Origin of the sequence: Aeromicrobium sp., from assembly GCF_050700635.1 — a bacterium.
In the GTDB taxonomy this organism is placed as follows: Bacteria; Actinomycetota; Actinomycetes; order Propionibacteriales; family Nocardioidaceae; genus Aeromicrobium.
The window spans coordinates 16,232-27,794 of the sequence record NZ_JBOHDT010000111.1; the positions used below are offsets into that span (position 1 = coordinate 16,232).

At 67.6% G+C, this 11,563-nt stretch carries 10 protein-coding genes; 2 read left to right on the forward strand and 8 right to left on the reverse strand.

Features of this window, described 5'->3' with window-relative positions; all coding sequences use genetic code 11:
- The first annotated feature begins 113 nt into the window (after window positions 1-113).
- Together ACRDPN_RS09045 and ACRDPN_RS09050 are read left to right on the forward strand one after the other, a co-directional pair.
- Entirely contained in the window at window positions 114-1,655 is a 1,542-nt protein-coding gene (locus ACRDPN_RS09045) for a M28 family peptidase (protein ID WP_431447116.1), read from the forward strand.
- A 75-nt stretch (window positions 1,656-1,730) separates the two neighbouring features.
- Window positions 1,731-2,648: a 5'-3' exonuclease gene (locus ACRDPN_RS09050; RefSeq protein ID WP_431447117.1), complete on the forward strand. Its 918-nt coding sequence runs from the start codon at window positions 1,731-1,733 to the stop codon at window positions 2,646-2,648.
- Between the two features lie 3 nt (window positions 2,649-2,651).
- Here ACRDPN_RS09050 and ACRDPN_RS09055 read toward each other — a convergent pair whose 3' ends face one another.
- The 8 genes from ACRDPN_RS09055 to pafA all read right to left on the reverse strand — a co-directional run.
- Window positions 2,652-5,387: a DEAD/DEAH box helicase gene (locus tag ACRDPN_RS09055; RefSeq protein ID WP_431447118.1), complete on the reverse strand. Its 2,736-nt coding sequence runs from the start codon at window positions 5,385-5,387 to the stop codon at window positions 2,652-2,654.
- A gap of 193 nt (window positions 5,388-5,580) precedes the next feature.
- Entirely contained in the window at window positions 5,581-6,459 is an 879-nt protein-coding gene (locus tag ACRDPN_RS09060) for a diacylglycerol kinase (RefSeq protein ID WP_431447119.1), read from the reverse strand.
- Between the two features lie 40 nt (window positions 6,460-6,499).
- Window positions 6,500-7,270 (reverse strand): twin-arginine translocase subunit TatC, encoded by a 771-nt coding sequence (tatC, locus tag ACRDPN_RS09065; RefSeq protein WP_431447125.1) that lies wholly within the window; start codon window positions 7,268-7,270, stop codon window positions 6,500-6,502.
- A gap of 48 nt (window positions 7,271-7,318) precedes the next feature.
- A complete protein-coding gene (tatA, locus tag ACRDPN_RS09070) occupies window positions 7,319-7,531 on the reverse strand; it encodes a Sec-independent protein translocase subunit TatA (protein WP_431447120.1) in 213 nt (70 codons plus the stop codon).
- 2 nt (window positions 7,532-7,533) lie between these two features.
- A complete protein-coding gene (locus ACRDPN_RS09075) occupies window positions 7,534-8,505 on the reverse strand; it encodes a helix-turn-helix transcriptional regulator (RefSeq protein ID WP_431447121.1) in 972 nt (323 codons plus the stop codon).
- Window positions 8,502-9,461, reverse strand: a complete 960-nt coding sequence (locus tag ACRDPN_RS09080; protein ID WP_431447122.1) for a helix-turn-helix transcriptional regulator — start codon at window positions 9,459-9,461, stop codon at window positions 8,502-8,504. Before ACRDPN_RS09080 ends, ACRDPN_RS09075 begins: the two co-directional genes overlap by 4 nt.
- Window positions 9,462-9,473: 12 nt before the next feature.
- Window positions 9,474-10,397 carry an FKBP-type peptidyl-prolyl cis-trans isomerase gene (locus ACRDPN_RS09085; RefSeq protein ID WP_431447123.1) on the reverse strand — a complete coding sequence of 308 codons (924 nt, stop codon included), beginning with the start codon at window positions 10,395-10,397 and terminating at the stop codon, window positions 9,474-9,476.
- Between the two features lie 47 nt (window positions 10,398-10,444).
- Window positions 10,445-11,563, reverse strand: a 1,119-nt coding sequence (gene pafA, locus ACRDPN_RS09090; protein WP_431447124.1) for a Pup--protein ligase, incomplete at its 5' end; no start/stop codon positions are given.

Consider the following 11,563-nt stretch of genomic DNA (forward strand, 5'->3'; position numbering starts at 1 on the left):
GTTCCAGCCCCGAACTGGGAGCACCCATGACCCCAGTAGCGACTTGGCCCTCTCATCGCTTAGTGTGACGCGCACCACAACTCAGTATGGGGGGTTCATCAATGCGTAGAGCAATGGCTGCAACCGCGGCTCTAGTTCTGTCCGCCGCACTCATCGCCGCAGCCCCCGCAACCGCGGGCAACGGCGACGAGTCCAGCAGTGTCGACACCAGCAAGCTGACCGACGCCGTCACCGTCAAGGGGATCAAGCAACACCTGAATAGGCTTCAGGCGATCGCCGACCAGAACGGTGGCCAACGGGCCTCCGGATATGCGGGCCACACAGCTTCGGCCGCCTACGTGGCCAACAGACTGGAAAGGGCCGGCTATGTCGTCACTCGGCAGAAGTTCACCTTCCCGTTGTTCCGGGAGCTGTCGCCGCCGACCCTGACCCAGCTCACCCCGGAGCAGAAGACGCTGGAGACGGCGACCTACGAGTACTCCGGCAGCGGTGACGTCTCCGGGTCGGTCGTCCCCACCAACGATCTGGTCATCCCGGCGACGCCGGATCCCAGTAGCACGTCGGGTTGCGAGGCGAGTGACTTCAGCGCGGCTCCGTCCGAGCCGGCCATTGCGCTCATCCAGCGCGGCACGTGCACCTTTGAGGCCAAGGCACAGAATGCCGCAGCAGCGGGCTACGACGCTGTCATCCTCTTCAACGAGGGCAACCCCGGACGCACCGACCTCTTCGTCGGCACACTGGGCAACCCACAAGACATTCCCGTGGTCGGGCTGTCCTATGCGGACGCGGTCGCTCTCGTCGAGGACATCGAGGCGGGCGGCGCCACGGCGCGCGTCACCACTGAGGTCGAAGTCGACCTGGAACGCGAGACCGAGAACGTCATCGCCGACCTGCCCGCGAGCCAGCACGCGCAGACGCCGAACGGCGGCAAGACGCTGATCGTCGGCGGGCACCTCGACAGCGTTGCCGAGGGACCGGGCATCAATGACAACGGCTCGGGGTCGGCCACGATCCTGGAGATCGCCGAGGAGATGTCGGAGCTGAACCTCACCGAGAAGGTGGAGCGGCCCGTCCGGTTCGCCTTCTGGGGCGCGGAGGAGTCCGGGCTGCTGGGCGCCGAGCACTACGTGAGCACGCTCTCATCGGCTCAGCGGTCGAGGATCTACGCCAACCTGAACTTCGACATGGTCGGCTCGCCCAACTACGTCCGGTTCGTCTATGACGGCGACGGGTCGTCGGGCGGCCCCAGTGGTCCCAACGGGTCCGACTCGATCGAGGACGTCTTCACCGACTATTTCGCGGGCAAGAACCTCGCGTCGTCGCCGACCGACTTCGACGGACGTTCCGACTACGGGCCGTTCATCGAGGCCGGCATCCCAGCTGGAGGGCTGTTCAGCGGCGCCGAGGGCATCAAGACCGCGGAGGAAGCCGCGATCTACGGCGGCACCGCCGGTGCAGCGTACGACCCGTGCTATCACGCAGCGTGCGACGACATCACGAACATCAACGACAAGGCGTTGTTGGAGCTCGGCGATGCAGCCGCTCACGCAACGGCCGTGCTGGCGATGACCAAGGGAGGGGTGTTCCCCGACTCCAGCGTCCAGCAACAGAAGTCGGAGTCGCTGTCGGGCAAGGGGCACGCGCACACGCGTTGACCCATAGGATCGGCGTCGGCACCCCTTCGGTGCTGGCGCCGATTCGCGCCTCTGAGACCTGATCCTGGGAGGGCCATGGCCGGCAGGTTAATGCTGCTCGACAGCGCGAGCCTGTATTTCCGCGCGTTCTTCGGCGTGCCCGACTCCCTGAAGGCACCCGACGGCACCGTCGTCAATGCGGTGCGGGGACTGCTCGACTTCGTCGCCACGCTCACCACCCAGTACCACCCGGACGCGATGGTGGCGTGCTGGGACGACGACTGGCGCCCGGCCTGGCGGGTCGACCTGATGCCGTCGTACAAGACGCACCGCGTGGCCGAGGAGATCGTCGGCGATCCGGACATCGAGGTGACACCGGACCTGCTCTCTCCGCAGGTGCCGATCATCGCTGAGGCGCTCGGACTTGTCGGTATCCCGGTCGTCGGGGCCATGGGCGCGGAGGCGGACGACATCATCGGCACGCTCGCGCCGGCGTGGGATGGACCCGTCGACGTGGTCACCGGCGACCGGGACCTGTTCCAGCTCGTCGACGATGCCCACCCAATCCGGATCCTTTACACCGCACGCGGAGTGGGCAACCACGACGTCGTCGACGAAGCATGGATTCGCGCGAAGTACGGCGTCGACTCACACCGCTACGTCGACTTCGCGGTGATGCGCGGGGACGCCTCCGACGGCATCCCTGGCGTGCCAGGGATCGGCGAGAAGACCGCGGCTGCTCTGCTCGCCGCCCACGACGACCTCGACGGCATCGTCGCCGCCGCCAACGACGCGTCCAGCGACATCAAGCCGCGGGTACGCCAGTCGCTGCTCGACTCGCAGGAGTACATCGAGGTCGCCCGCCAGGTGGTCACGGTGAGCCCTGATGCTTGCCCGACCGACGTGCTCGTGCGTGAGCCGCTCACCGACGAGCAGAAGTCAGCCCTCACGGCGTTCGGCGAGCGTTGGGGCCTGGGTGGTGCCGCGGGCCGCGTCCTCGAGGCCTTGGGTTGAGCGTCAGCTGACGACCGAGGTGTACGACACGACGCCGCGTCGCAGCTCGGCGAGTGCCGCCCGGACGGCATCCCGGAGCTCCCCCGCCCCCGCCGCATCGGCGACCTGGGCCATGACGTCGATCAGCTGCTTCATGGCGCGCACGAAGTCGCCTGCAGCCATCTCGGTCTCGCGCAGGACGTCATCGAGGGAGGCGCCGTGCACCCACGACCAGACCGCGTGCGCGAACCCGAAGTCGGGCTCTCTCAGGTAGGTCAGCCGGTGTTCACGCTCGAGTCGTTTGAGGTCGGCGCACAGTGAGTCCATCGTCTCGCTGACCTCGAGTACCTGTCGATTCGGCATCAACGGGGCCGGGGTGTCGTCGCTGGACCGCGACTCGAACGTCAGACCGCTGATGACGGCTGCAAGGTCGGCCGGCTCCAGGCCGTCCCAAACGCCCTCGCGCAGGCACTCGCTGATCAGCAGGTCGAGCTCGCTGTAGACACGCTGCAGACGCTGACCGTCCGGCGTCACCGTGTCGCCGTCGAGATATCCGAGCACCCGCAGCACCTCGCAGACACGGTCGAACTGTCGCGCGACCGTGTTGGTTCGTGTCTCAATGCGGCGCCGCTGGTTGGCGGTGTCGCGCTCGAGCTTCTGATGGCGCTCGGCCCACCGGGCATGTGACTCCCGGTCCGGACAGGCATGGCACGGATGCTCACGGAGCTGCGTGCGGATCTGGTCGATGCGCGGGTCGGGAGCGAAACCGTGTTCACGGTAGGCGGTGTCACGGTGCCACTTCACACCCTGCGCCCGGTTGCGCAGCGACGACGCAAGATCGCGGCGGGCCTGCGGGTTGCGCGCGTTGAACGACTTGGGGATGCGCATGCGGGTGATGGCTTCGACCGGCGTCGGGAAGTCGACGAGGGCAAGACGTCGCGCATGGCGGTTGGCGGTGAGCACCATCGGCCGCGGGTCGTCGGCACCGGAGCGATGGCCGGGATCGAGCACCACGGCGAGGCCGGCCCATCGTCCGGCCGGCACGTTGATGACGTCGCCGATCTTCAGCGATGACAGCGACTGCACGACCTGGTCCCGCTCGGCGGTTCGCCGTGCCCGCGATCCTGACGACTCGAGGTCGCTCAGCTCACGACGGAGGGCCGCGTACTCCATGAAGTCGCCCAGCTCACAGGAGGCCGACTCGCGGTAGCCCGCGACAGCCTCGTCCGCCTTGTGGATCTGCCGCGCCAGTCCGACGACGGCGCGGTCGGCCTGAAACTGCGCGAACGACTGCTCCAGGAGCTCACGAGCCCGTTCGCGTCCGACCTGCCCCACCAGGTTGACCGCCATGTTGTAGGACGGCTGAAACGAGGAGTTGAGCGGATACGTCCGGGTCGATGCGAGGCCTCCGACCTGCCGGGGGTCCAGCCCCGGCTGCCAGAGCACCACGCCGTGACCCTCGATGTCGATCCCGCGCCGGCCGGCGCGACCGGTGAGCTGGGTGTACTCCCCCGGTGTGACGTCGACGTGCGACTCGCCGTTCCACTTCGACAGTCGTTCGATCACGACGGTGCGAGCCGGCATGTTGATGCCGAGCGCCAGTGTCTCGGTCGCGAAGACGACCTTCACCAGCCCTGCGCTGAAGAGCTGCTCCACCGACTCCTTGAACGTCGGCAGCATGCCGGCGTGGTGCGCCGCGACTCCTCGGGTCAGGGCTTCGCGGAACTCGTAGTAGCCGAGCACGTGCAGGTCGTCGTCCGGCAGGTGAGCACAGGCGGCGTCAACCGCTGAGGCGATCTCGGCACGCTCCTCGGGCGACGTCAGGGTGATCCGCGCATCCATGACCTGCTGCACCGCCGCGTCGCACCCGGCACGGCTGAAGACGAACACGATCGCGGGGAGAAGCGCTTCGGAATCGAGCTTGTCGACGAGCTCGACCCGCCCCGGTGTGCGGTGCCGGCTCCGCGGACGGCGGCCGCCCTTGGGTGGCCTGCCCTTGCTCATCCGGGTCAGCTGGACGTCCTCACGCGCCATCCTTTCGAGCTGGCGGTTGACCTGCCCGCCCTCGCCCGCACTGGTTCGCTCGCCGTCCTCGAACAACGGGAACAACCGGCGCCCGACGAGCACGTGCTGGTGCAGTGGTACCGGTCGGCGCTCCTCGACGATGTTCGCCGTTCCGCCCCGCACCTCGGTGAGCCACGCCCCGAACTCCTCGGCGTTCGAGACCGTGGCGGACAAGGAGATGACGGCCACCGACTCGGGCAGGCCGATGATGACCTCCTCCCAGACGGCACCGCGGAATCGGTCCGCCAGGTAGTGGACCTCGTCCATCACGACGAAGCCGAGACCGGTGAGGGTGCGTGAGCCGGCGTACAACATGTTGCGCAGCACCTCGGTGGTCATGACGACCACCGGGGCCTCGCCGTTGATCGAGTTGTCGCCGGTCAACAGGCCGACGTTCTCAGGGCCGTAGCGCGCCACCAGGTCGGTGAACTTCTGGTTCGACAACGCCTTGATGGGGGTGGTGTAGAAGCACTTGCGTCCGGTGGCGAGCGCGAGATGGACGGCGAACTCTCCGACGATCGTCTTGCCGGAACCGGTGGGTGCTGCCACCAGCACGCCCTGCCCGTCCTCGACGGCTTCACAGGCCTCGACCTGGAACGGGTCGAGCGCGAACGGGTACAGACCGCGGAATTCCGCGAGATGAGGATGAGCCCGGTCGGCGCGAGATCGGGCGTACTTCTCGGCCGGGCTGGACATGATTCGAGCCTACCGGCGGTCTGGGCGGGCGCGGCTCCCGATCCCGCGCGGGAAGCGAGCGCGGCATCCGCGCCCGACCCGGCAAGACCGAGGAGGGAAGCGCACCGGGAAGTGCGGAGACCGACGAGAACGCCGCCGGTCGGGATGCGGGGTCGCGATTCGCGTCGCGCGGGGTCGGGAGCCACGCCCAAGCTCAGGCGCGAGGGACGAGAACCCGCAGGGCGCCGGGGCGCGCCGTCGCCGCCATCGGCAATGGGCCCAGTCGTTCCCCGTCGCCGTACGCGACGATGCCTGGCGATGACAGCGTCACCTCTCGCACGCGGTGGCGCTCGAACTCCGGGATGGTCACGTGGGTACCGCGATAGAGCTTGGGGAAGACCCTCAGCAGCTTCGGCTTGCTCAGCGGATTGATGACGACGACGTCGAGCAGGCCATCGTCCATCGACGCGCCCTCACAGATGCGGAGTCCGCCGCCGAACGACGGGCCGTTGCCGACGGCCACCAGCATCGCCTCGCGCTCGATGGTCTGACCGTCGAGCGTGAGGGTGAAGGCGAGCGGCTCGAACGCACGGAGCTCCGCGACGATGGCGATGTTGTAACGCATGTTGCCGCGCGGCCACGTCATCGCGTTGGCGCGTTCGTTGACCTTGGAGTCGAATCCGGACGCCACCACGGTGACGACGTACTCGTCCCGGCCGGTCTGGGCGAGGTCGATCTCACGTGTATGCCCACGCAAGAGCACCTGGGTCGCGGCGGCCGGATCCTTCACTGGGATGCCGAGTGAGCGAGCCGTGTCGTTGCCGGTGCCGGCGGGCAGGAGGCCGAGCGTCAGGCCGCGTCCGACGATGACCGGGAGAACGTCGTGCAGCGCTCCGTCTCCCCCGACGACAACGACCGTGTCGACACCTGTTTCGACCGCCTTGGCCAGTTGTTCGCGGGCGTGCTGGGCGTCGTCGCCCTGGATCCGAGCGGTCTCGTGCCCGAGCGACTGCAGCACGCGCTCGGCCTCGGTGGCGATGCGGTCGCCCTGACGCTTGCCCGAGACGGGGTTGACGACGAGCGCGACCTGCATACCTGCAGCGTACGTGGACGGACGACCAGATCAGCGGACGTCAGTCGAGCGGCGAGATCTCGTCGTCGCCGATGTCCGGAGCCTTCCGGTCGCGTCGGCGATCCGTGAGCCGGGCGATGACCTCGGCGATCGCGTACAGCAGGGTCATGGGGACGGCAAGGAACAGCATGGTCAGCGGATCCGTGCTGGGGGTCGCGACCGCAGCGAACACGAAGATGCCGATGATGGTCCACGCGCGGGCCTCAGCGAGCTGGCGGGCGCTCACGACACCGAGCCGGTTGAGCATCACGACGACCAACGGGATCTCGGCGGCCACGCCGAACACCAGCATCATGCGGACGACGAAGTCGAAGTACTCGGCTCCCGTCACGAGGTTCTCGAAGCCGCTGGGCACGAATCCGATGAGGACGAGGAATGCCTTCGGCAGCACGACGTATGCTAGCGCCGCTCCCGCCACGAACAATGGAGCACCGGTCGCCGTGAGCAGGAGCGCCCAGCGCTTCTCGTTCCGGTGCAGTGCCGGGAGGACGAAGGCCCAGATCTGCCAGAGCCAGATCGGACTTGATGCGAGGATCCCCGCCACGAGCGAGATCTTCAGTTGGAACGTGAACGCTCCGCCGATCCCGGTGAGGACCGCGGTCGACTCGATGCCCCGTTCGGCGAGGTCGGGCCGGATCTCGTCGTACGGGCCGGTCAGGAAGGTGAGGATCTCGTCGTAGAAGATCCACGCCACGACCGTGGCGAGAATGATCGCGAGCACGCCTTTGACGAGACGGTTGCGCAGCTCACGCAGATGTTCCACGAGCGGCATTGTGCCGCCCTCGATCGGGGCAGCGTCGCCGCGCCGAAGCGCCAAGCGTCAGCCCTGTTCGGGCTTCTTGTCGGGCTCTGAGGCCTCGAGCGGCTTGCGCTCCTTGTCGTCCTCGTCGTCGTGGAGGCCCTTCACCTCGGTCTTGAAGATGCGAAGGGCGCGTCCCGACCCACGAGCCAGGTCCGGCAACCGCTTGGCGCCGAACAGCAGGACGACGACGGCGAGGATGGCGAAGACTTCCCATCCACCGAGGTTCGGCATGGCTACTCCTTCTGGGAGGTGTCGGATCCATCGTACGCGCTCAGTGCCAGTCGGGCTTGGTCCACGACGTCCGCCGCGAGCGAAGCGGGCTCGACGACACGTACTGACCCGGCATTGCGGAGCACGAGGCGACGCAGCCACGACCAGTCGCCGCCGAACAGCTTGACCCGCAGGACGTCTCCGCGCTGCTCGACCTCCTCCACCTGGTAGTACTCGGTGAGCCAGTGGGCCCGCGGGTCGAGATCGAGAACGGCGTACGGAGTGTCACCGCCGACCGTGAAGAAGGACGTGGCCAGCGCGCGCGGCTCGACCTCGTGGTCTGCGGCATCGTCGCCGGTCAGGTCGGCCGACTCGACACGATCGAGGCGGAAGAACCGCAGATCCTCGGCCCGCAGGCACCAGCCCTCGAGGTAGAGGTGTCCGTTCTCCATAAAGAGGCGACGCGGGTCGACCTGACGGGTGGTGCGGTCGTCGCGGGAGGCGGTCCCATAGACGATCTCGACACGCTTGCCCTCAGCCAACGCATGAACGAGCGTCGAGTGGATGACCGGATCGGCCGGCTCGACGTGAACGTCGATAGGAGCGTCGACACCCTCCCCGACGGCGCTCTCCAGCTTGGCGAGCGCGCTGTCGATGATCGGCAGCTGCGCGCCGCTGCCTGAGGCTCGCAGGGTGCGCAGGGCGACGATGAGCGCGACCCCCTCGCTGCTGGTGAGTCGAAGTGGTCGTGGCATGAAGTCGGCGTCGCGGATGTAGACGACCCCGTCCTCCTCGAGGGCGCCCAGGTCGAAGTCGATGAGCTCGCCGGCGTACTCGCCGACGCCCGTATACATCAGCAGACGGAGGTCGTCACGAATCTGCTTGGCCGGCACGCCGAACTCCTCGGCCACCTCGTTCACCGGGATGCCGTCGTGGCCTTGCAGGTACGGCACCAGGGCGAGCATCCGCACCACTTGCTGGCGCGAGCGGCTCACGACGCGGCCGCCAGGGCCTCGCGGAGCCGGGTGACGACCTGTTCGCGCACCTCGGGTGGCGACACCACCAGGACGTCGGACCCGTAGGACGCAACTTCACCGGCCAGGTCCCAGGGCGATGCGAACGGGACCTCGATCTCGTCGTGCTCGTCGTCGATCTTCGTCGATGCCGTGGCGAGACGGCGCAACGACTGTCCGCGGCCCGCCTGAACACGCAGGACCGCCACGTTGTCGGGCTTGGGCGGGAAGAGAGCCGCGGCCACTTCGGTCATGTCGGTGCCCTCGGGCACGTCGTAGGACCCGGGCTCGCCGATGGTCTCGACGTCTCCCTGCACGCGCGACAGACGGAAGATGCGCGGCGCCTCGCGGTCGAGGTCGTATCCCCCGAGGTACCAGCGGTCGTGCCAGGAGATGATGCCCCACGGTTGGACGTGCCGCAGCGCGGCCGGCTGCCCGGGACGCTGGTACGTGAACGCCACCGGGATGCGACGCGTCGCGGCGTCCCACATCACGTCGAACGACGGCTCGTCGGCGGACAGCTTGGGCTCGGCCATGCGCAGCACCTCAGGATCGACATCGACGCCGGCCGCCTTCAGCTTGACCAGCGCGGTGGTGGACTCCCCCGCCAGCCCGGCGTGCTCCCAGACCTGGGCCGCCAAGCCCATGACGGCGGCTTCCTCTCGCGTCAGGGCGAGATCGGGCAGCTCGGCCTCGTCACGGCGGATGCGGTAGCCGACCTCGTCCTCGAAGTAGGTGTCCTTGCTGCCCATCTCGACCTTGATGCCGAGCTCGCGGAGCTCCTCCTTGTCACGCTCGAACTTGCGCTCGAACGCCTGTTGGCTGGAGTCGCGGTAGTCGGCGATCGACTGACGGATCTGTTCCTTGGTGAGGTACTGGCGACTGACCAGGAGCGCGAAGATGAGGTTCATCAACCTCTCGGTCTTGCGCTCGGCCATGGCAGGAGGATGTCAGGATGCGTCGAGCAAGTCGATCGCGAACATGAGTGTGTCGCCCGGCTTGATCGGGCTTCCGGGCTGCGGCTTGTCACCGTATGCCGTGTCGGCCGGGCAGACGAGCACCACGCGGCTGCCGATCTTCTGGCCCGGGATGAGGTCCTGCCAGCACTTGATGACCTGGTCGAGGCCGAGATTCGCCGGCGCTCCCCGCTCCCATGAGCTGTCGAAGATCTCGCCGTCGGGGTAAACCTGCCCGAGGTACTGGACGGAGAGGCTCTGCCCCTTCTCGACCGCCGGGCCGTCGCCCTCGATCGCGACGTGCGCGCTGGCTTTGGACACCTTGTCCGGCGTGTCCTTGGTGGCCTTGAAGCTCGCCGGCTGGCCGTCCTTCTCGACGATGTCGGGCACGTCCTTGGGCAGATTCTTGGCTTCGCCGCTGGCCTCGCTCGGGACCTTGGCGACGATGTCGAACAGGAAGACCATCGTGTCGGTGGCCTTGATGCCGAGCTGGTCGTTGGCCTCGCCGAAGCCGTCCTTGGGCGGGATGGCGACGAGCACCCGGCTCCCGACCACCTGGCCACTGAGTGCCTTGACGAAACCGGGCAGTGCTGACTTCTCGTCGAGGGTGACCGTGAGCGGGCTCTTGCTCGTGAAGGAGTTGTCGAACTGCTTTCCGGTACGTCCGTTGACCGCCACGTAGTTGACCTTGACGCTGTCGCCGCCGGCGACTGGGTCGCCGTCGCCCTCGGTGACGACGCGCTTCTCGGTGGACTTGGTGGAGAAGTCCTTGCCGACCTTGACCTTGGGGTTGTCGCCTCCGTTGACCGTGATGTCGTCGAGATTCGTGGACGAAGAGGAGTCGGATCCGCACCCGGTGAGCAGCAGGCACGCGGCTGCGGAGACGGCAAGAATTCGACGCACGGTGAAGACCTTCATCAGAGGGACAAGCCGTCGCCCAGCGTAGCCCGGCAGGTCAAAGGCTCTTACATGCCGTCGATGAGGCGTTGCACGCGTTCGTCGTGGGAGCGGAACGGGTCCTTGCACAGCACCGTGCGCTGCGCCTGGTCGTTCAGCTTGAGGTGCACCCAGTCCACGGTGAAGTCGCGGCGCCGCTCCTGCGCACGGCGGATGAACTCGCCGCGCAGCCGGGCCCGCGTGGTCTGCGGCGGCACCGACTTGGCCTCGAAGATGCGCAGGTCCTCCGCCACCCGCTTCACGGAGCCCTTGCGCTGCAGCAGGTAGAACAGGCCGCGGTCGCGGTGCACATCGTGGTACGCGAGGTCGAGCTGTGCCACCCGGGGCGAGGACAGCGCCAGGTCGTGCTTGGCCCGGTAACGCTCGATGAGCTGGTACTTGGTGACCCAGTCGATCTCACGGGAGACGGAGTCAAGGTCGCCGGTCTCCACCGCGCGGACCGTACGCTCCCAGAGGTCGAGCACCTGCCGGGTGACGGCGTCCCCGCCGCGCCGGTCGACGAAGTCCTTCGCCTTCGTCAGGTACTCGGTCTGGATCTCCAGCGCGCTGGCCTCCCTGCCGTTGGCCAGGCGGACCTTCCTGCGCCCGGTCATGTCGTGGCTGACCTCGCGGATCGCCCGGATCGGGTTCTCCAGGGTGAGGTCGCGCATGACCACGCCCGCCTCGATCATGCGCAGCACGAGGTCGGTGGCGCCGACCTTGAGCAGCATCGTGGTCTCGCTCATGTTGGAGTCGCCGACGATGACGTGCAGCCTACGGAAGCGCTCCGCGTCCGCGTGCGGCTCGTCCCGGGTGTTGATGATCGGCCGTGACCTGGTGGTGGCGCTCGACACGCCCTCCCAGATGTGCTCGGCCCGCTGGCTCACGCAGTAGACCGCGCCGCGTGGGGTCTGCAGCACCTTGCCGGCCCCACAGATGATCTGCCGGGTGACCAGGAACGGGATCAGTACGTCGGCGATCCGGTTGAACTCGCCCTGGCGGCCGACCAGGTAGTTCTCGTGACAGCCGTAGGAGTTCCCGGCGGAGTCGGTGTTGTTCTTGAACAGGTAGATGTCGCCGATGATGCCGTCGTCGCGAAGCCGCTCCTGAGCGTCGATCAGCAGACCCTCGAGGATCCGCTCCCCCGC

Excerpts from the sequence above, each read along its gene's own strand:
- ACRDPN_RS09050 (WP_431447117.1), top strand. The coding sequence starts at position 1,731 with ATGGCCGGCAGGTTAATGCTGCTCGACAGCGCGAGCCTGTATTTCCGC.
- ACRDPN_RS09055 (WP_431447118.1), bottom strand. The coding sequence starts at position 5,387 with ATGTCCAGCCCGGCCGAGAAGTACGCCCGATCTCGCGCCGACCGGGCT.
- ACRDPN_RS09060 (WP_431447119.1), bottom strand. The coding sequence starts at position 6,459 with ATGCAGGTCGCGCTCGTCGTCAACCCCGTCTCGGGCAAGCGTCAGGGC.
- ACRDPN_RS09045 (WP_431447116.1), top strand. The coding sequence starts at position 114 with ATGGCTGCAACCGCGGCTCTAGTTCTGTCCGCCGCACTCATCGCCGCA.
- tatC (WP_431447125.1), bottom strand. The coding sequence starts at position 7,270 with ATGCCGCTCGTGGAACATCTGCGTGAGCTGCGCAACCGTCTCGTCAAA.
- ACRDPN_RS09085 (WP_431447123.1), bottom strand. The coding sequence starts at position 10,397 with ATGAAGGTCTTCACCGTGCGTCGAATTCTTGCCGTCTCCGCAGCCGCG.
- ACRDPN_RS09080 (WP_431447122.1), bottom strand. The coding sequence starts at position 9,461 with ATGGCCGAGCGCAAGACCGAGAGGTTGATGAACCTCATCTTCGCGCTC.
- tatA (WP_431447120.1), bottom strand. The coding sequence starts at position 7,531 with ATGCCGAACCTCGGTGGATGGGAAGTCTTCGCCATCCTCGCCGTCGTC.